The organism is Pseudomonas sp. Je.1.5.c (genome assembly GCF_051129895.1).
In the GTDB taxonomy this organism is placed as follows: domain Bacteria; phylum Pseudomonadota; class Gammaproteobacteria; order Pseudomonadales; family Pseudomonadaceae; genus Aquipseudomonas; species Aquipseudomonas urmiensis.
On sequence record NZ_JBCPSP010000005.1, the window covers coordinates 180,435 to 200,785 of the forward strand.

The 20,351-nt window shown below is 63.1% G+C and carries 16 protein-coding genes; 10 read left to right on the forward strand and 6 right to left on the reverse strand.

Annotated features, from left to right (window positions below; translation table 11 throughout):
* Nucleotides 1-5 precede the first annotated feature (5 nt).
* The 6 genes from AAZU54_RS06810 (at nt 6) to AAZU54_RS06835 (ending at nt 7,184) form a co-directional block, all read left to right on the forward strand.
* Complete coding sequence (locus AAZU54_RS06810; RefSeq protein ID WP_186552757.1) at nt 6-341, forward strand: sarcosine oxidase subunit delta; 336 nt, start codon at nt 6-8, stop codon at nt 339-341.
* On the forward strand, nt 338-3,352 hold the full coding sequence (locus AAZU54_RS06815; protein ID WP_186552756.1) for a sarcosine oxidase subunit alpha: 3,015 nt from the start codon (nt 338-340) through the stop codon (nt 3,350-3,352). The genes AAZU54_RS06810 and AAZU54_RS06815 overlap by 4 nt, the downstream gene beginning before the upstream one ends.
* A 137-nt stretch (nt 3,353-3,489) precedes the next feature.
* Complete coding sequence (locus tag AAZU54_RS06820) at nt 3,490-4,122, forward strand: sarcosine oxidase subunit gamma (RefSeq protein WP_186552755.1); 633 nt, start codon at nt 3,490-3,492, stop codon at nt 4,120-4,122.
* A 10-nt stretch (nt 4,123-4,132) separates the two neighbouring features.
* Entirely contained in the window at nt 4,133-4,990 is an 858-nt protein-coding gene (gene purU, locus AAZU54_RS06825) for a formyltetrahydrofolate deformylase (protein ID WP_186552754.1), read from the forward strand.
* Nucleotides 4,991-5,269: 279 nt separating this feature from the next.
* On the forward strand, nt 5,270-6,469 hold the full coding sequence (gene fdhA / locus AAZU54_RS06830) for a formaldehyde dehydrogenase, glutathione-independent (RefSeq protein WP_186552753.1): 1,200 nt from the start codon (nt 5,270-5,272) through the stop codon (nt 6,467-6,469).
* 139 nt (nt 6,470-6,608) lie between these two features.
* Nucleotides 6,609-7,184 carry a DUF2780 domain-containing protein gene (locus AAZU54_RS06835; protein ID WP_312155491.1) on the forward strand — a complete coding sequence of 192 codons (576 nt, stop codon included), beginning with the start codon at nt 6,609-6,611 and terminating at the stop codon, nt 7,182-7,184.
* A gap of 59 nt (nt 7,185-7,243) precedes the next feature.
* Here the strand turns inward: AAZU54_RS06835 and AAZU54_RS06840 are convergent, their stop codons facing one another.
* Nucleotides 7,244-8,608, reverse strand: coding sequence for an APC family permease (locus AAZU54_RS06840; protein WP_434726888.1), 1,365 nt, complete (start codon nt 8,606-8,608; stop codon nt 7,244-7,246).
* Between the two features lie 235 nt (nt 8,609-8,843).
* The gene (locus tag AAZU54_RS06845) at nt 8,844-9,731 is read right to left on the reverse strand and encodes an acyltransferase (protein ID WP_186552750.1); all 888 of its coding nucleotides are present in this window, start codon (nt 9,729-9,731) and stop codon (nt 8,844-8,846) included.
* Nucleotides 9,732-9,912: 181 nt separating this feature from the next.
* Here AAZU54_RS06845 and AAZU54_RS06850 point away from each other — a divergent pair, with 181 nt between their 5' ends.
* The 4 genes from AAZU54_RS06850 (at nt 9,913) to creD (ending at nt 14,143) form a co-directional block, all read left to right on the forward strand.
* Nucleotides 9,913-10,419, forward strand: coding sequence for an ATP-dependent zinc protease family protein (locus tag AAZU54_RS06850; protein WP_186552749.1), 507 nt, complete (start codon nt 9,913-9,915; stop codon nt 10,417-10,419).
* A gap of 179 nt (nt 10,420-10,598) precedes the next feature.
* Complete coding sequence (gene creB / locus AAZU54_RS06855; protein ID WP_312155946.1) at nt 10,599-11,279, forward strand: two-component system response regulator CreB; 681 nt, start codon at nt 10,599-10,601, stop codon at nt 11,277-11,279.
* Nucleotides 11,279-12,712, forward strand: coding sequence for a two-component system sensor histidine kinase CreC (creC, locus tag AAZU54_RS06860; protein WP_405129036.1), 1,434 nt, complete (start codon nt 11,279-11,281; stop codon nt 12,710-12,712). Before creB ends, creC begins: the two co-directional genes overlap by 1 nt.
* Nucleotides 12,713-12,814: 102 nt before the next feature.
* Nucleotides 12,815-14,143, forward strand: a complete 1,329-nt coding sequence (gene creD / locus AAZU54_RS06865; protein WP_434726889.1) for a cell envelope integrity protein CreD — start codon at nt 12,815-12,817, stop codon at nt 14,141-14,143.
* 137 nt (nt 14,144-14,280) lie between these two features.
* Here the strand turns inward: creD and AAZU54_RS06870 are convergent, their stop codons facing one another.
* From AAZU54_RS06870 to aceF, 4 genes are all read right to left on the reverse strand, one after another.
* The gene (locus AAZU54_RS06870; RefSeq protein WP_434726890.1) at nt 14,281-14,904 is read right to left on the reverse strand and encodes a glutathione S-transferase; all 624 of its coding nucleotides are present in this window, start codon (nt 14,902-14,904) and stop codon (nt 14,281-14,283) included.
* A gap of 9 nt (nt 14,905-14,913) precedes the next feature.
* Nucleotides 14,914-15,579 (reverse strand): peptide-methionine (S)-S-oxide reductase MsrA, encoded by a 666-nt coding sequence (gene msrA / locus AAZU54_RS06875; RefSeq protein WP_186552744.1) that lies wholly within the window; start codon nt 15,577-15,579, stop codon nt 14,914-14,916.
* A 148-nt stretch (nt 15,580-15,727) separates the two neighbouring features.
* Nucleotides 15,728-18,421, reverse strand: coding sequence for a putative bifunctional diguanylate cyclase/phosphodiesterase (locus AAZU54_RS06880; RefSeq protein WP_186552743.1), 2,694 nt, complete (start codon nt 18,419-18,421; stop codon nt 15,728-15,730).
* A 274-nt stretch (nt 18,422-18,695) separates the two neighbouring features.
* Nucleotides 18,696-20,339: a dihydrolipoyllysine-residue acetyltransferase gene (gene aceF, locus AAZU54_RS06885; protein WP_434726891.1), complete on the reverse strand. Its 1,644-nt coding sequence runs from the start codon at nt 20,337-20,339 to the stop codon at nt 18,696-18,698.
* Nucleotides 20,340-20,351: the final 12 nt, after the last annotated feature.

Below are 20,351 nucleotides of genomic sequence, written 5' to 3' on the forward strand. Positions count from 1 at the left end.
TCGTCATGTTGCATATTTTCTGTCCCCACTGCGGCGAGCTGCGCTCCGAAGAAGAGTTTCACGCCTCAGGCCAGGCGCACATCGCCCGCCCGCTCGACCCGGCTGCCTGCTCCGACGAGGAGTGGGGTACCTACATGTTCTTCCGCGACAACCCACGCGGCATTCACCACGAGCTGTGGGACCACGTTGCCGGTTGCCGCCAGTACTTCAACGTCACCCGTGACACGGTGACCTACGAGATTCTGGAAACCTACAAGATCGGCGAGAAGCCGCAGATCACCGCCGCTGGCAAGCAAAACGCCGCGCCGTCGACCGTCAAAGGCCAGGGGGAAAAAGTATGAGCCAGACCTATCGCCTCGCCAGCGGCGGCCGTATCGACCGCAGCAAGGTCCTGAACTTCACCTTCAACGGCAAGACCTACCAGGGTTATGCCGGTGACAGCCTGGCCGCCGCATTGCTGGCCAACGGTGTCGATATTGTCGGGCGCAGCTTCAAGTACTCGCGTCCGCGCGGCATCGTTGCCGCTGGCACCGAAGAGCCGAACGCGATCCTGCAGATCGGTTCCAGCGAAGCCACCCAGATCCCTAACGTGCGGGCCACGCAACAGGCGCTGTACTCGGGCCTGGTCGCTACCAGCACCAACGGTTGGCCGAACGTCAACAACGACGTCATGGGCATCCTGGGCAAGGTGGGCGGCAGCATGATGCCGCCGGGCTTCTACTACAAAACCTTCATGTATCCCAAGTCGTTCTGGATGACCTACGAGAAGTACATCCGTAAAGCCGCAGGCCTGGGCCGTGCGCCGCTGCAGAACGATCCGGACAGCTACGACTACATGAACCAGCACTGCGACGTGCTGATCGTCGGTGCTGGCCCTGCCGGCCTGGCTGCTGCCTTGGCCGCTGGCCGCAGCGGCGCGCGGGTGATCCTCGCCGATGAACAGGAAGAGTTCGGCGGCAGCCTGCTCGACAGCCGCGAGACCCTCGATGGCAAGCCAGCCGCTGACTGGGTTGCCGCGACCATCGCCGAGCTCAAGGGCCTAGCGGAAGTCACCCTGCTGCCACGTGCCACGGTCAACGGTTACCACGACCACAACTTCCTGACCATTCACGAGCGCCTGACCGACCACCTCGGTGACCGCGCGCCTATCGGCCAGGTTCGCCACCGCGTGCACCGCGTGCGCGCCAAGCAGGTGGTGCTGGCGGCTGGCGCCCACGAGCGGCCGCTGGTGTATGGCAACAACGACGTGCCGGGCAACATGCTCGCTGGCGCTGTGTCCACGTACGTTCGCCGCTATGGCGTGGCGCCTGGGCGCAAGCTGGTGCTGTCGACCAACAACGACCACGCCTACCGCACCGCGCTGGACTGGCACGACGCTGGCCTGCAAGTGGTGGCCATCGCCGACGCCCGTCACAACCCACGTGGCTCGCTGGTCGAGGAAGCGCGTGCCAAGGGCATTCGCATCCTCACCTCCAGCGCTGTGGTCGAGGCCCGTGGCAGCAAGCACGTGACCGGCGCCCGCGTGGCGGCGATCGATGTGCAGGCATTCAAAGTCACCAGCCCCGGCGAAGTGCTCGACTGCGACCTGATCGCCAGCTCCGGCGGCTACAGCCCTATCGTTCACCTGGCTTCGCACCTGGGCGGTCGCCCGGTGTGGCGTGAAGACATCCTCGGCTTCGTGCCTGGCGATGCCCCGCAGAAACGCGTCTGTGTCGGGGGCGTGAATGGCGTCTACCCGCTGGGTGATGTCCTTGCCGATGGCTTCGAAGGCGGCGTGCGCGCAGCCACCGAGGCCGGCTTCAAGGCCACTACCGGCACTCTGCCGAAAACCGTCCAGCGCAAGGAAGAGGCCACCGTGGCGCTGTTCCAGGTGCCGCACGACAAAGGCACGCGTGGCCCGAAACAGTTCGTCGACCAGCAGAACGACGTCACCGCCGCCGGTATCGAGCTGGCCACCCGCGAAGGCTTCGAGTCGGTCGAGCACGTCAAGCGCTACACCGCGCTGGGCTTCGGTACTGACCAAGGCAAGCTGGGCAACATCAATGGCCTGGCCATCGCTGCTCGATCGCTAGGTATCACCATCCCGGAAATGGGCACCACCATGTTCCGCCCCAACTACACCCCGGTGACCTTCGGCGCGGTCGCCGGTCGTCACTGTGGTCACTTGTTCGAGCCGGTGCGCTTCACCGCCCTGCATGCCTGGCACGTGAAGAACGGCGCCGAGTTCGAGGATGTCGGCCAGTGGAAGCGTCCGTGGTACTTCCCTAAACCCGGCGAAGACATCCATGCCGCGGTTGAGCGTGAGTGCAAGGCGGTGCGCGACAGCGTCGGCCTGCTCGATGCCTCGACCCTGGGCAAGATCGACATCCAGGGCCCGGATGCGCGGGAGTTCCTCAACCGCGTCTACACCAACGCCTGGACCAAGCTTGACGTGGGCAAGGCCCGCTACGGCCTGATGTGCAAGGAAGACGGCATGGTCTTCGACGACGGCGTTACCGCCTGCGTCGCCGACAACCACTTCATCATGACTACCACCACTGGCGGCGCCGCGCGCGTGCTGCAATGGCTGGAGCTGTACCACCAGACCGAATGGCCGGAACTGAAGGTGTACTTCACCTCGGTCACCGACCACTGGGCGACCATGACCCTGTCCGGCCCCAACAGCCGCAAGCTGCTCGAAGAGATCAGCGACATCGACCTGGACAAAGAAAACTTCCCGTTCATGAGCTGGAAGGAAGGCAACGTTGGCGGGGTGCCGGCGCGGGTGTTCCGGATCTCGTTCACCGGCGAGCTGTCGTACGAAGTCAACGTCCAGGCCAACTACGCCATGGGTGTGCTGGAGAAGATCGTCGAGGCCGGCAAGCCATTCAACCTGACCCCGTACGGCACCGAGACCATGCACGTACTGCGTGCCGAGAAGGGCTTCATCATCGTTGGCCAGGATACCGATGGCTCGATGAACGCCGACGACTTGAACATGAGCTGGTGCGTAGGCCGCAACAAGCCGTACTCGTGGATCGGCCTGCGTGGCATGAACCGCGAAGACTGCCTGCGCGAAGACCGCAAGCAGCTGGTTGGCCTGAAACCGGTCGATCCCAAGCAGTGGCTGCCGGAAGGCGCGCAGCTGGTGTTCGACCCCAAGCAGCCGATCCCGATGGACATGGTTGGCCACGTGACCTCCAGCTACGCCTCCAACTCCCTGGGCTATTCGTTCGCCATGGGTGTGGTCAAGGGCGGCCTCAAGCGCATGGGCGAGCGGGTGTTCTCGCCGCAGGCCGATGGCAGCGTGATCGAGGCCGAGATCGTGTCTTCGGTGTTCTTCGATCCGAAGGGTGAGCGGCAGAACGTCTAAGGCCGGCGGATGTTGAATGCGTGGGAGCGGGCTTGCCACGCGATAGCGATGGCGGACACAGCGCCGCCATCGCGGGGCAAGCCCGCTCCCACGTAGCGTGCATCGCATCGATCACAAGAATTCAAGGCAGGTAACAAATGAGCGCTATCAACGTCTTCCAGCAAAACCCCGGCGCTGAGGCCAAGGCCCAGTCGCCGTTGCACCACGCAGACCTGGCCAGCCTGGTCGGCAAGGGTCGCAAGAACGCAGGTGTGACCCTGCGAGAGAAGAAATTCCTCGGTCACCTGACCCTGCGCGGCGATGGCCACAACCCGGAATTCGCCGCAGGCGTGCACAAGGCCCTGGGCCTGGAACTGCCGGTGGCACTGACCGTGGTCGCCAACGCTGACAGCTCGCTGCAGTGGGTCGGCCCCGATGAGTGGCTGCTGATCGTGCCGGGCGGCCAGGAGTTGGCCGTCGAGCAGAAACTGCGCGAGGCCCTTGAAGGCCAGCACATCCAGGTGGTCAACGTCAGCGGTGGGCAAAGCCTGCTGGAGCTGCGCGGGCCGAACGTGCGCGACGTGCTGATGAAATCCACCAGCTATGATGTGCATCCCAACAACTTCCCGGTCGGCAAGGCCGTGGGCACGGTGTTCGCCAAGTCGCAACTGGTGATCCGCCGTACCGCCGAAGACACCTGGGAGCTGGTGATTCGCCGCAGCTTTGCCGATTACTGGTGGCTGTGGCTGCAGGACGCTTCGGCCGAATACGGCCTGAGCATCGAAGCCTAAGGAGAGCAGCATGAGTCGGGCACCGGATACCTGGATTCTCACCGCCGACTGCCCGAGCATGCTCGGCACTGTCGATGTGGTTACGCGTTTTCTCTACGAGCAGCGCTGCTATGTCACCGAGCACCACTCCTTCGATGACCGGCTGTCGGGGCGCTTCTTCATTCGCGTCGAATTCCGCCAGCCGGATGACTTCGACGAAGTCGGCTTCAGGGCCGGTCTTGCCGAACGCAGCGAAAAGTTCGGCATGACCTTCGAGCTGACCGCCCCCAATCACCGCCCCAAGGTGGTGATCATGGTGTCCAAGGCCGACCATTGCCTGAACGACCTGCTGTATCGCCAGCGCATCGGTCAACTGGGCATGGACGTGGTCGCGGTGATCTCCAACCACCCAGACCTGGAACCCTTGGCCCATTGGCACAAGATCCCCTATTACCACTTCGCCCTCGACCCCAAGGACAAGCCGGCGCAAGAGCGCAAGGTGCTGCAGGTGATCGAGGACAGTGGCGCAGAGCTGGTGATTCTTGCCCGCTACATGCAGGTGCTGTCGCCTGAGCTGTGCCGCCGACTGGATGGCTGGGCGATCAACATCCACCACTCGTTGCTACCAGGGTTCAAAGGCGCCAAGCCTTATCACCAGGCGTACAACAAGGGCGTGAAGATGGTCGGTGCCACCGCGCACTACATCAACAACGACCTCGATGAAGGGCCGATCATTGCCCAGGGCGTCGAGGTGGTCGATCACAGCCATTATCCTGAGGACCTGATTGCCAAGGGGCGCGATATCGAGTGCCTGACCTTGGCGCGGGCAGTGGGTTATCACATAGAGCGCCGGGTGTTCTTGAACGCCAATCGCACCGTAGTGCTTTGATTTACGCAATCGCGGGGCAAGCCCGCTCCCACGCACCCTGAGTACGACTCCGATAGCGTGGGAGCGGGCTTGCCCCGCGATTGCGTTGGTGGCTACAGCACAAAAATCGCTTTCTGCAACCCAGGCTGGCTGACGCCTCCTGACAAGCCACTGTCGTTTCCAGTCACGGCATCCCCCCGCCACAAGCCCACAATTCCCTCATTCCAGTAACACATGCCGCCCATGGATGGCGGCGCTTCAACCAACGCTGCATAAGTACAATTCAAGCGAGGTAAGAGCATGTCTGGTAATCGTGGAGTGGTATATCTCGGCGCCGGCAAGGTCGAGGTGCGCAATATCGACTACCCCAAAATGCAGGACCCACGCGGCAAGAAGATCGAGCACGGGGTGATCCTCAAGGTGGTTTCCACCAACATCTGCGGCTCCGACCAGCACATGGTGCGTGGTCGTACCACCGCCCAGGTCGGCCTGGTGCTGGGCCACGAGATCACCGGCGAAGTCATCGAGAAAGGTCGTGACGTCGAGAACCTGCAAATCGGCGACTTGGTCTCCGTGCCGTTCAACGTCGCCTGCGGCCGCTGCCGCTCGTGCAAAGAGATGCACACCGGCGTCTGCCTAACCGTCAACCCAGCCCGCGCCGGCGGCGCTTATGGTTACGTCGACATGGGCGACTGGACCGGTGGCCAAGCCGAATACGTGCTGGTGCCGTACGCCGACTTCAACCTGCTGAAGCTGCCTAATCGCGACAAGGCCATGGAAAAGATCCGTGACCTGACCTGCCTCTCCGACATCCTGCCAACCGGCTACCACGGCGCTGTAACTGCGGGCGTCGGCCCAGGCAGCACCGTCTACGTCGCCGGTGCCGGCCCGGTCGGCCTGGCTGCAGCTGCGTCGGCGCGCCTGCTTGGTGCGGCGGTAGTCATTGTCGGTGACCTCAATCCCGCCCGTCTGGCCCATGCCAAGGCGCAGGGCTTCGAAGTGGTCGACCTGTCCAAGGACACCCCGCTGCATGAGCAGATCGTCGATATCCTCGGCGAGCCGGAAGTGGATTGCGCCGTTGACGCGGTAGGCTTCGAGGCCCGTGGCCATGGCCATGAAGGCGCCAAGCACGAGGCCCCGGCCACTGTGCTCAACTCGCTGATGCAAGTCACTCGCGTCGCCGGCAAGATCGGCATCCCGGGCCTGTATGTCACCGAGGACCCAGGCGCCTCGGACGCCGCCGCCAAGATCGGCGCGCTGAGCATTCGCTTCGGCCTGGGCTGGGCCAAGTCGCACAGCTTCCACACTGGCCAGACTCCAGTGATGAAGTACAACCGCGCCTTGATGCAGGCGATCATGTGGGACCGGATCAATATCGCCGAAGTGGTCGGCGTGCAGGTGATCAGCCTGGATCAAGCGCCGGAAGGCTACGGCGAGTTCGATGCCGGTGTGCCGAAGAAGTTTGTCATCGATCCGCACAAGATCTTCAGCGCTGCCTGAAAACCCTGAGCCAAGCCCCTCCCCGTGAGGGGCTTTTTCATTGGCAAGCCAGCACCGACATGCGGCCCGGAACAAACCTGCGAACCCCCAGTCGAATGCCTCGTTTCCCCGGCCATCCCGGCCGACGAGGTCCATTGCAATGAAAGCTCTCACCCTGGCAACCCTGATGACCCTGGCCGCAAGCCCGGTGTTCGCCTTCAACCTCAGCGATGCCGCCAACGCTGTGTCGTCCGTGCACAATCAAAACCAGCAGGGCAAAGTGCAGGCGCCAGCCGAGTCGGCCAATCTGCTCAATACCTTGGGCAGCCAGCTGAACATCACCCCCGAACAAGCGGTCGGCGGGGCAGGGGCCATGCTTGGGCTGGCGCGCAACAACCTGAGCACCGACGACTACGGCCAGTTGACCAAGGCTGTGCCGGGATTGGACCTGCTGGCGGGCGCCAATGCGCTGGGTGGCCTGAGCGGCCTGGGTGAGTTGCTGGGCAACAACAGCGAGAAGTCGTCTGCCCTGAGCAACGCCCTGGGCAACAACGTCGAGGATCGCAACGACCTGGACAGCGCCTTCAAGGCGCTGGGCATGGATACCGGAATGATCGGCCAGTTCGCTCCGCTGATCCTGCAGTACCTGGGTCAACAAGGTTTGGCAGGGTCGTTGCTGCAGAATCTGGGCAGCCTGTGGGGCGCTCCGGCTGCGCCCGTCACCCCATCGGTGTAACCCTTGGATTACACCGGCCCCTGTAGGAGCGGGCTTGCCCGCTCAGAGGAATCGCAGACTCAACCGGCTTCGGAGAAGTCCACCAGGCGCACCGGGCGGCGGAAGCCGGCCGTGAGCACGCCCAGGTAGGCCAGGCCCAGGGCAAACCAGCTCAGGCCGATCACCAGGGTCAGCGCCGAGAGACTGGTCCACAGCCACAAGGTCAGGCCCAGGCCGACCAGCGGTACCACGCCATAGCGCAGCAGCCCAAGCAAATTGCGTTGGCTGCTATCCATCAGCAAATGGGTGCGCACCACAGCAAGGTTGACCGCCGAGAACGCGACCAGGGCGCCAAAGCTGATCAGCGAGGCGAGGGTGCCCAGGTTGATTACCAGTGCCAGCAGCGAGAACGCCGAGACCACCAGGGTGGCGAACACTGGGGTGCCGAAGCGTGGCGACAGCCGACCGAAGCTACGCTGCGGCAGCATCCTGTCGCGACCCATGGTGTAGAGAATCCGCGACACGGCCGCTTGGGAGGCCAGCGCCGAACCCAGGCTGCCGGCCACGTAGGCGGCCGTGAAGAAGTTGGCCAGGAACTGCCCACCGGCCTTGAGCATCACTTCATTGGCCGCCGCATCGGCATTGGCGAAGGTGCTGCCGGGCAGCACCAGCTGGCTGATGTAGGCCAGCAGGGTGAACAGCAGGCCGGCGCCGAGGGTGGTGAGGATGATCGCCCGAGGTACGTCGCGGCGTGCGTCGCGGCTTTCTTCGGCCAGGGTCGACACCGCGTCGAAGCCCAGGAACGACAGGCACAGCACCGCAGCGCCGGCCATCAGGTGGCCAAAGCCGGGTGCCGAACCATCGCCCAGCAAGGGTGAGAGGAAGTCGACCGACTGGCCGTTGCCCAAGGTCTGCCACGACAAGGCGACAAACACCCCGATGAACACGATCTGCGCGCCAACGATCAGGTTGCTGGCCTTGGCTACCGAGTGGATACCGACCACGTTCAGCACCGTCACCAGAGCGATCGACGCCAGGACAATGGTCCATGCCGGAATGGCCGGGAAGGCGATATTCAGGAACAGCCCGATCAACAGGTAGTTGATCATCGGAATGAACAGGTAATCGAGCAGCAGCGACCAGCCGGCAAGAAAGCCGATATTGGGCCCAAAGGCCATGTTGGTGTAGGAATACGCCGAACCCGCGACCGGATAGCGCTTGACCATGAAGCTATAGGAGGTGGCGGTGAACAACATCGCCAGCAGGGTTACCAGGTAGGCGCCGGCCGTACGGCCACCGGTGATTTCGGTGACGATGCCGTAGGTGGTGAAGATGGTCAGCGGGACCATGTACACCAGGCCGAAGAACACCAGCGCGGGTAGGCCCAGGACGCGGCGCAGTTGAGCGGGGGCTGCCTCGGCAGCAGAGCAAGGTTGGTTTGCCATCAATCGATCCCGGCGTTTTTGTAGTTGTTTGTTGATCGATTTTTATCCATCTAGATGGATGATGACAAACAAAGAGTTCCTTATCTCAATTATAAGCGTGGGTTTTAATCGACCTTCGCTGCTGAAGGTTCCGGCCTCTTCGCGGGCAAGCCCGCTCCCACAGGTTTTTGCAGCGCTGACCAACCCTGTGGGAGCGGGCTTGCCCGCGAAGAGGCCGGAACAGCCACTGAATATCTCAGCGCATTTCAGCGCGCAGCTGCTCGATCCGCTGATCTTTCTCGACCCACAGCTGATTCACCCAAGCCTGCACAGACTGGCGGAACGCCGGATCATTCTCGTAATCCCCTTCACTCAACGCCGGGTCCAACTCACGCACGCGAATGTCGATAATCACCCGACTAATGCTGCCATTGAGCAAATCCCAGAAGCCCGGCGCTTTATCGCCTGGATAAACGATGGTGACATCCAGCAACGCATCGAGCTGCTCACCCAATGCCGCCAAAACGAACGCCACACCACCGGCCTTGGGCTTGAGCAGGTACTTGTACGGAGACTGCTGCTCCAAGCGCTTGGCCTCGCTGAAGCGGGTGCCTTCCAGGTAATTGACCACGGTCACCGGCTGGCGCTTGAACAGCTCGCAGGCAGCCTTGGTGATTTCCAGGTCCTTGCCCTTGAGCTCTGGATGTTTCTCCAAAAACGCCTTGCTGTAACGCTTCATGAACGGGTAATCCAGCCCCCACCAGGCCAAGCCCAGCAGCGGCACCCAGATCAGCTCCTTCTTGAGGAAGAACTTGAAGAACGGCACCCGCCGATTGAGGCTCTCGATCAAAGCGGGGATATCGACCCAGGTCTGGTGGTTGCTCACACACAGGTAGGAGGTGTCCTGACGCAGTTTGTCGACGCCGCGGATATCCCACTGGGTGGGGATGCACAGGGCGAAGATGAGCTTGTCGATTTCCGACCAGGATTCGGCGATCCACATCACCGCCGCAGAGGCATAGTCACGGCCCCGGCCTGGCAGGACCAGTTTGAGCAGGGCAAAGACCATCAGCGGGCAGATCATCACCACCGTATTGAGCAGCAGCAGGAAGGTGGTGAGGATGCCGGTCAGCAGGCGACGCATAAAAAGACTCTTGTTGTGGGAAATAAGCGGTTGGCAATGATAAGTGCGGCAAAGTCCTACGCCAAATGTCCAATGCCCAACGGATGGGACAAATGTTTCACATTATGTTGGATAAGCTTTGGCGACGAACCTCTCGCGCTTGTGCAGTCTAAGCACTGTCTCGTCTCAAGGAAGCTAGCCTGTGAAACCATTGCTTGCCCTGTTATCGCTGCTCGCCCTGCCGGTCATGGCGGCCGAGCCGACCCTGTATGGTCGCTACGAGTACATCACCTTGCCGGAAATTGGCGGCGAAACGCTCAAGGCCAAGATGGATACCGGCGCGTTGACCGCGTCGCTGTCGGCCAAGGATATCGAGCGCTTCACCCGTGATGGCGAGGACTGGGTACGTTTTCGCCTGGCCACCAAAGATGCCGACGGCAAGGTCTATGAACACAAGATCGCGCGGATCAGCAAGATCAAGACCCGCGCCGATGAAGACGATGAAGAGGGCGAAACGGCTGAGGCGGCGCGCCGGCCGGTGGTCGACCTGGAGCTGTGCCTTGGCGATGTGAAACGCACGGTCGAGGTCAACCTGACCGACCGCAGCAGCTTCAACTACCCGCTGCTGATCGGCGCCAAGGCATTGCGTGAGTTCAAGGCAGCAGTGAACCCGGCGCGCAGGTTCACCGCAGGCAAGCCTGACTGCTGATTGATGTCGTCTGCACTGGCCTCTTCGCGGGCAAGCCCGTTCCCACAGGTACAGCGCTGCGCCTGTAGGAGCGGGCTTGCCCGCGAAGAGGCCGCTACAGACCCCAAATCAATCCCGCACTTGCTACATTCCCCCCAATCCCCTAAAAGTCCTGCATTGCCCCAGCAAGGCCGGACGCCATGCCCCACATCCTCATCGTCGAAGACGAATCCGCCATCGCCGACACCCTGATCTACGCCCTGCAAGCCGATGGCCACAGCACCGACTGGGTCAGCCTCGGTAGCGCTGCGGTCGAGCGCCAGCGCCTGCAACCGGCGGACCTGGTCATTCTCGACATTGGCCTGCCCGACATCAGTGGCTTTGAAACCTGCCGCCAGTTGCGCCGCTTCAGCGAAGTCCCGGTGATGTTTCTCAGCGCCCGCGATGCCGAGATCGATCGGGTGCTGGGCCTGGAAATCGGCGCCGACGATTACGTGGTCAAGCCGTTCAGCCCACGCGAAGTGGCCGCGCGGGTGCGGGCCATCCTCAAGCGCATCGCCCCGCGTGCTGAAGTGGCCAGTGCCGCTACCCCGTTTCAGCTCGACACCCTGCGCATGCAGATCATCTACCGCAGCGAGACGCTGGTGCTGACTCGCCACGAATTTCGCCTGCTGCAATGTCTGCTCGAACAACCGCAGCGGGTGTTCAGCCGCGAGCAACTGCTCGATGCCTTGGGTGTGGCGGGCGACTCTGGCTACGAGCGCACCATCGACAGCCATATCAAGAGCCTGCGCGCCAAGCTGCGCCTGGTCGCCGCCGATGCCGAACCGATCCAGACCCACCGTGGCCTGGGTTACAGCTACAGCCCGGATAACGCCTGATGCGCTTGGGGATCCGGATCTTCCTGGTGTATTTCCTGTTCGTGGGGCTGTCGGGTTATTTCCTGCTCAATACCGTGCGCGAACAGATCCGCCCGGTGGTGCGCCAGTCCTCCGAGGAAACCCTGGTTGACACGGCCAACCTGCTGGCCGAGATCCTGCGCGATGACGTCAAGGCCGGCACCCTTGCACAAAGCCGCCTGCCGCAATTGCTCGAATCCTATGGCCAGCGCCGCCCAGGTGCCGAGATCTGGGGGCTGGCGAAAAATCAGGTCAGCCACCGCATCTATGTCACCGATGCCAAGGGCACGGTACTGCTCGACTCTTCCGGTAACGACCTGGGCAAGGACTATTCGCGCTGGAACGACGTCTACCTGACTTTGCAGGGCCAGTACGGTGCGCGCTCCACCCGCAGCGACCCTGATGACGAAAGCACCTCGGTGATGCACGTGGCGGCGCCGATCATGGACGCGGGCAAGATCATTGGCGTGGTCACCGTGGCCAAGCCCAATAGCTCGTTGCAGCCGTATATCGATCGCGCCGAGCGGCGCTTGCTCAACCTGGGCTTGGGCTTGATCGGCCTGGGCCTGTTGGTCGGCGCGCTGCTGTCGTGGTGGCTGGCGCGCTCGTTGCGGCGCCTGACCCACTATGCCCAGGCGGTCAGCGAGGGCCAGCGCGCGGCGCTGCCGCATTACAAAGGGGGAGAGCTGGGGCAATTGGCGACAGCGGTTGAGCGGATGCGCACAGAACTGGCGGGCAAGGCCTATGTCGAGCGTTATGTGCATACCCTGACCCATGAGCTGAAAAGCCCGCTGGCAGCGATACGCGGCGCCTCTGAGCTGCTCCAGGGCGAGATGCCGGCTGAGCAGCGCGTGCGCTTTGCCAGCAACATCGAACGCGAAAGCGGGCGCTTGCAGCAGATGATCGAGCGCCTGCTCAACCTTGCCCAGGTCGAGCAGATGCAGGCCTTGGAAGATGAGCAGGACGTGGCCTTGGCGCCGATGGTCGATGAACTGCTGCTGGCACATGCGGCGCGGATTGAAAGCGCAGGCTTGCAAGTGCGTCAGCGCGTGCCGGTGGGGGTGCGGCTACGCTGTGATCCGTTCTTGATGCGTCAGGCGCTGGCCAATCTGCTGGAGAATGCGCTGGATTTCACCCCCCAGGGCGGCGCGCTGTTGTTCGAGCTGGAACAGGCCGGGGAGCGAATGGCGTTGAGCCTGTTCAACCAGGGCGAGGCCATTCCGCACTATGCCATTGGCCGGGTCAGTGAACGCTTCTACTCCCTGCCGCGGCCGGGCAGCGGGCGCAAGAGCACCGGCTTGGGGCTCAACTTCGTGGCTGAGGTGATGCAGCTGCATGGCGGGGCATTGGCAGTGGATAACGTCGAAGGTGGCGTGCGGGTCAGGTTGTGGCTGCCGGCGCGGCGTATCGCCTAGCGCCGCGCTACCACACAATCTTCACAGACTCTCCACACACCCTCCCTAAGGGCTCCACGGACGCAGCACACACTGCGCCCATCGCAAACGGAGCCCTTGCCCATGAACAAAACCCTGAGTTTCAAGCTCGGCATGATCGCCTTGCTGATGTTGCTGCTGTTGATCCCGCTGCTGATGATCGGCGGCCTGATCGAGGAGCGGCAGATCCTGCGTGACAGCGTGCTGGCAGATATCGCCCAGAGCTCAAGCTTCGAGCAGCAGATATCTGGCCCCTTGCTGGTGGTGCCTTACCGCAAGTACGAGCGGCGCTGGATCGACAAGGACGGCCACAGCGTGCAGGAGACCACCATCGTCAACGGTCACCTGTACTTCTTGCCGGAAACCTTCGACGCCGAGATTGGTATCGACACCGAGCTGCGCTCGCGGGGCATTTATCAGGCGCGCTTGTTTCACGCCAAAAGCCAGATCTCCGGGCGCTTCAAGCTGCCAGAGCGTTGGGGCATCGACAAAGACTACGAAGACTACCGCTTCGACAAACCCTTCCTGGCTGTTGGCATCAGCGATATCCGCGGCATCGAGAGCAACCTGGAGCTGACCCTGGATGACCAGCGCTTGCCGTTCGAGGCTGGTACAGGGCTGGACTGGATGCGCGGCGGGGTACACGTCGCCCTGCCTGGGCTGGATGGGCAGAGCGCTCGCGAGTTCAGCTACGCCTTCGACCTCGCGCTGCAGGGCACTGGCCAACTGCATGTGCTGCCGATTGGCCGTACCAGCAGTGTCGACATGCACGCCAACTGGCCGCACCCAAGCTTCGTCGGCAGCTACCTGCCGAGCCGCCGCGAGATCAACGCCGAGGGCTTCAAGGCGCACTGGCAGACCTCGTTCTTCGCCACCAACCTGGAGGATGCCCTGCGCCAGTGCGCCACGGTTGCCCAGTGCGCGGACTACAAGGAGCGGACCTTCGGCGTGAGCTTTGTCGACCCGGTTGACCAGTACCTCAAGAGCGAACGGGCGATCAAATATGCGCTGTTGTTCATTGCCCTGACCTTCGCCGGCTTCTTCCTGTTCGAAGTGCTGAAGAATCTCAGCGTGCATCCGGTGCAGTACGTGTTGGTCGGCGTGGCCTTGGCGTTCTTCTACCTGCTGCTGTTGTCGCTGTCCGAGCATCTTGGCTTTGGCCCGGCGTATGGCTTGTCTGCTTCGGCGTGTGTGTTGCTGATCGGTTTTTACCTGAGCCATGTGCTGCACAGCCTGTGGCGTGGGGTCGGCTTTGCGGCCGGGCTGGCGGTGCTGTATGCGATGTTGTTTGGGCTGCTGAGCGCCGAAGACTATGCGCTGCTGATGGGCTCGTTGCTGTGCTTTGGCTTGCTGGGTGTGTTCATGGTGCTGACCCGCCGGCTGGACTGGTCGCGGGTGGGGAGGTCGGCATGAGGGAGGATCGCGAAGTTGGGCGCTGGTTGGCCCGGAAGATTGGGCTGTTGTTCGCAGTGACAGCCAGATGAGCCAAGCCCGCTTCCACATGCTCTGAGACAGCGCGTGGGAGCGGGCTTGCCCCGCGATAGCGTCAGTCAGGCCACAGGCGCGGTGGCGACCATCGAAGGACGCAAAGCCACCTCGGCATACCAGGCAGCCAACCCCGGTTGCTGCTCGCGCCAGCCAAAATCGGGGTGGCGCAGGTCCAGATAGCCCAACGCACAAGCCACACCAATGGCAACGATATCGAAGCCTGAAACCAGCTCCGCCAGATGCTCGCGTTCAAGGTTCGTCAGGCTCCGGCGGATCTTCTGCGACTGCGCCTCGACCCAGCCGTCCCAGCGTTTTTCTGCCGGGCGCAGGAACGTCTCGTAACGCAGCGAAACAGCCGCATCCATGATCGCATCAGCCTGGGAGGCCAGCGTCAGCCGCCGCCAGCGCGCCGAGCCCTCACGGGGGATCAATGGAATGCCCACATGCTGCGTGTCGAGGTACTCGCAGATCACCCGGCTGTCATGCAGCACGCCGCCATCTTCCAGGCGCAATGCCGGGATCTTGCCAATCGGGTTGCCTTGGTTGAGCTGCTCGTCGCCGGCCACCGGGCTGACGTTGACCGCTTGCAGTTGCACCCGATCCAACTGCCCGGTTTCATGCAGCACCACCATCACCTTGCGCACGAACGGCGACAGCGGTGAGTGGAACAGGGTCATCGTCGCCATGGCTTGCCCTCAGTTGCCTTGCAGGCTAGGGGGCAGGCACACACCGGTACCGCCGATGCCGCAGTAGCCGTCGGGGTTCTTGGCCAGGTACTGCTGGTGATAGGCCTCGGCGAAGTACACGGTAGGCGCCTGGGCGATCTCGGTGGTGATCGGGCCGAAACCGGCCTTGTCCAGCTCGGCCTGGTAGGCCGCTTTGCTGGCCTGGGCCTGATCCAGCTGCTCAGGGCTGGTGCAGAAGATCGCCGAGCGGTATTGGGTGCCGATGTCGTTGCCCTGGCGCATACCTTGGGTGGGGTTGTGTAGCTCCCAGAACATCGCCAGCAGTTCGCCGTAGCTGACCTTGGCCTTGTCGAACACCACCAGCACCACTTCGGTGTGGCCGGTCAGGCCCGAGCAGACTTCTTCGTAAGTCGGGTGCGGGGTGAAGCCACCGGCATAACCGACCACGGTGCTGACCACACCTTCACGCTGCCAGAAGCGGCGCTCGGCGCCCCAGAAGCAGCCCAGGCCAAAGATGGCGAAGTCGACGTCGTCGAAGAACGGGCCCAACAGGGGCGTGTCTTCGAAGACGAAGTGCTTCTCCGGCAAGGTCATCGGCGTTTCGCGGCCAGGCAGGGCCTGTTCAGCGGTGGGCAGGACGTTTTTGTTCACCAGGATTTCCGAACGCAGGACCATGGCCGTTCCTCTGTTGATAGCTAGGCAGTTGTGGCCTCATCGCGGGGCAAGCCCGCTCCCACGCGTATTTAGAGGGAGTTCGTGGGAGCGGGCTTGCCCCGCGATGAGGCCCGAATGGTTCCTATATTGCCCGAGACTGGCCTTGCTGTCAGGCCATCGGTCCGCGCGGATAGCGCTTGAGTTTATCGACCAGCTCACGCCCTGGGATTGGCCGGTCGAACAGGTAGCCCTGACCGACGTCGCAGCGGTGGCGACGCAGGAACGCCAGCTGTTCGGCGGTCTCGATGCCCTCGGCAACCACCTTCAACTTGAGGTTGTGGGCCATGGCCACCACCGCTGAGGTGATCTCCATGTCGTCCTGGTTGTCGGGGATCTCGTTGATGAAGCTGCGGTCGATCTTGATGATGTCGATGGGAAACTTCTTCAGGTAACTCAGCGACGAGTAACCGGTGCCGAAGTCGTCCATCGCCAGGGTCAGGCCCAGCGCCTTGAGTTCGTCGAGCTGGCGGTGGGTGTCCTCGGTGGCTTCCAGCAGCAGGCCTTCGGTCAGCTCCAGCTCCAGCAGGTGAGGCGGCAGGGCCTCTTCCTTGATGATGTTGCCAATCGAGCTGACCAGCTCAGGGTCGGAAAACTGCTTGGGCGAGAGGTTGATCGCCACATGCAGGTTGCCCATGCCCGCGTCGCGCAGTTGCTGGCTCATCCGGCAGGACTGGCGCACCACCCACTTGCCGATCGGAATGATCAAGCCGGTTTCCTCAGCCACGCTGATGAACTGGTCGGGGCGAATCATGCCGCGCTCTGGGTGGTTCCAGCGCAGCAGCGCTTCCAGGCCCAGCAAACGCCCGCTGCGCAGGCACAGCTTGGGCTGGTAGAACACTTCCAGCTCATTCTGGGTCAGGGCGCGCCGCAGGTTGTTCTCGACGAACAGCTTATAGCTGGCCTCGGCGTTGAGCACCTCGGTGAACACCTGGACCTGGTGCTTGCCGTTAGCCTTGGCCTTATGCAGGGCAAGCCCGGCGTTTTTCATCAGCGTTTGCGGGTCGCTGCCATGCAGCGGCGCGCAGGCCAGGCCTACCGAGGCGGTGACGTTGATCAGCTGATTGTCGACGAACATCGGTTTATCGAGAGTACGCAACAGCTGTTGCGCCACCGCCTGGCCGTCTTCCAGGCCGATATCATCGAGCAGCACGGCGAATTCGTTACTGGCAAAGCGCGCCAGGATGCCGCCAGCGTGCAGGCTATTGCGCAAGCGTCGGGCGAGGCTGACCAGCAGCTTGTCACCGGTCTGGTGGCCGAGGCTGTCGTTGATCCGCTTGAAGTTGTCGATGTCGACCAGCAGCAGGCAGATCGAGGTTTCTTGGTCGCGCGCGAAACGTTCGTCGAGGTTGCGGATGAACGCCGGGCGGTTGCCCAGGTTGGTCAGGTTGTCGGTATAGGCCAGGCGCTCGATGCGCTGCTGGGCCAGCTTGCTCTGGGTGATGTCTTCGTAGATGCCGATGTAATGAGTCAACTCGCGGTTGTCGCCATACACCTTGGAAATCGACAGCTGGCCCCAGTAGGGCTCAAGGTTCTTGCGCCGGCTCTTGAACTCGCCTTGCCAGCTGTTGCCCATGGCCAGGCTCGAAGGCGAGTCGAACAACAGTTCACTGAGGTTTTCCAGGGCGGGCAATTCCGACAGGCGGTGGCCTTGGACCTCATCGGTGCTGTATTGGGTAATGGCGGTGAAGCTCGGGTTGACGTACTCCACCACGCCGTCACGGTTGACCAGCAAGAATGCGCTGGCGCTCTGTTCCACCGCACGCTGGAACAGGTGCAGGGCGCTGGCGGCGGTGCGCCGGTTGTGGTTGGTGATGACCTGGGCGAACTGGTCGGCCAACTCGCCGGCAAAGGCGATTTCATCGGACTGCCAGGCCCGCGGCGTGCCGGTTTGCTCCAGGCACAACACGCCGACCACCTGGCCATCGACGCGGATGCTGGCATCGAGCATGGCGTTGTTGGCGCTGGGGTAGAGGGTCTCGGCCATGTCGCGGGTGCGCGGGTCGTGGCTGGCATTGTGTGCGTCGATGGCGCGGCTGGCGTGCAGGGCGTCGAGGTAATCGGGGAAGCGGCTGGCGTCGATGGGCTCGGGCAATCGGTGCTGCTGCTCCAGGCGATACCAGGCGCTGATCGGCTCCAGGCGCTGGTCATCGAGGTACCAGATGCTGGCGCAGTCGACCTTGTAGATTTCGCAGGCGCTCTGGGTAATCAGCTCGGCAGCTTCGAGCAACGAGTTGTCGGCGCTGTAGCGCTGGCGTGCCAGGCGCAGGATCAGGTCCTGCTGGGCGCGTACCCGCTCCAGGTGTTCGAGCTGCTCCTGCTGGGCGCGCTGGTTCAGTTGCAGGGCGATTTGCAGACGGTTGTTACGCGTTTCCAGGTCGCTGGCGGCGAGGTCCGGAGCGTCTTCTGCAGCATCGTCGAGCACGGTCAGGTAGCCGCGCAGCAGTTGCCGGCCATGCTGCTTGTAGGCTTCGCCGACTTCCAGCAGGCGCAGTGGCTCGGGGCTGGCGTGCAGGGTGTAGCGCACCCGGTAGTGGCCGCGCCGGGTCAACTGCAGCTGGATCTCGTCGTGCAACCGGTAGCGCGCTTCTGGCTCCATCAGGCTGGCATAGGGCGAGCCGATCAAGGCGCAGAGGTCGGCGGCAGGCAGGCCGAACTGACGGTCGCAGGCGGGGTCGAGGTACAGCATGGCCCAATTGGCTTCGTTGAGCCTTTCGAAACGCAGCATGCCGAGCCGCGAGGGCACGGGGAGCTGCGTGACGACCTCGGCCGCCACACGGCTGGCGGCATCGGGTTGGCTTTTCATCGAAGACTCGCTTGAAGAGGGTGGCGCAGGCCTGGTCGGTCGCGCATCTGGCAAGGTTGCATCATGTCCCGGAGGCTGGCAAGCGGCCATAAGGGATGCTGTGAACAGGTTGTCGGCAGGCTGAGTGAAGTCTGAAGGTTGCTAGGGCGGGTTGACGGCTAAAGCCGCTCTGGCCTGGGCAAAAAAAAGCCCCGCCAAGGGCGGGGTTGAGGTACGAGCGTGGCAGCTCGAAAGGGGGCCTGCCTTCGCGCATGGGAAGGCAGGTTGCAGCGCGTTACAGCAGCATGGTGCGGATGTCCGCCAGCAGGTCGCTCAGGCGCTTGGTGAAGCGCGCAGCTGCGGCGCCGTTGATCACACGGTGATCGTACGACAGCGACAGCGGCAGCATCAGCTTGGGCTGGAAGGCTTTGCCATCCCAGACCGGCTGCATGGTGGCCTTGGATACACCGAGGATCGCCACCTCAGGCGCGTTGACGATCGGCGTGAAGCCGGTGCCGCCAATGTGGCCGAGGCTGGAGATGGTGAAGCAAGCGCCTTGCATGTCGTCGGCCGACAGCTTCTTGGTGCGGGCTTTTTCGGCCAGCGCCGCAGCTTCGCCAGCCAGTTGCAGCAGGCTCTTCTGATCGACGTTCTTGATCACCGGGACCAGCAGACCATCCGGGGTGTCCACGGCAAAGCCGATGTTCACGTACTTCTTGCGGATGATCGCCTTGCCGCTTGGTGCCAGCGAGCTGTTGAAGTCCGGCAGTTCCTTGAGCAGGTGGGCACAGGCCTTGAGCAGCAGTGGCAGCACGGTCAGCTTGACGCCCGCCTTCTCGGCCACCGCTTTCTGGGCAACGCGGAAGGCTTCCAGCTCGGTGATGTCGGCGGAGTCGAACTGGGTCACGTGCGGCACGTTCAGCCAGCTGCGGTGCAGGTTGGCGGCACCGACCTGCATCAGGCGGGTCAGGGCGACTTCTTCGACTTCACCGAACTTGCTGAAGTCCACCACCGGGATCGGCGGGATGCCTGCGCCACCGGTTGCACCCGCTGCTGCCGGTGCTTCCTTGGCCTTCTGCATCATGGCCTTGACGTAGACCTGCACGTCTTCCTTGAGGATGCGACCGTGCGGACCGGTGGCTGCTACTGCACCCAGGTCGACGCCGAACTCGCGGGCCAGCTGACGCACTGCCGGGCCGGCATGGACCTTGGCGTTGCTGCCAGCCGCTGGAGCGGTGGCGGCAGGTGCTGGAGCGGCAGCAGGGGCAGCGGCAGGTGCGGCGGCCGGAGCCGCGTCAGCCTTGGCCGGCGCAGCAGCGGCTGGCGCTGGAGCCGGTGCGGCAGCAGCCGCGCCTGCGACTTTCAGCTTGAAGATCAGGTCGCCAGTGCCGACTTCGTCGTCCAGCTTGCAGATCACTTCTTCGATCACGCCAGCGGCAGGCGAAGGGATCTCCATGGAGGCCTTGTCGGACTCCAGGGTGATCAGCGACTGGTCGGCTTCGACGCTGTCGCCAACCTTGACCAGCACTTCGATGATCTTGGCCTTACCCGACGAGCCGATGTCCGGCACGTGGATGTCCTGCACGCTGGCTGCAGCTGGAGCTGCGGGCTGGGCAGGTGCTGCAGCCGGGGCGGCAGCGGGTTTTTCTTCGGCGGCGGGCGCAGCAGGGGCGGCTGCGGCCGGAGCCTCGGACGCCGCAGCGGCGCCCTCGACTTCCAGCACCAGCAGCTCGTCGCCTTCTTTCAGGCGATCGCCCAGCTTGACCTTCAGCTCTTTGATCACGCCTGCCTTGGGGGCAGGGATCTCCATGGAGGCCTTGTCGGACTCCAGGGTCAGCAGGCTCTGGTCAGCCTCGATGCGGTCGCCAACCTTGACGAACAGCTCGATGATTTCACCTTCACCGCTGCCGATGTCAGGTACGCGAATGAGTTCGCTCACTTAAAATACTCC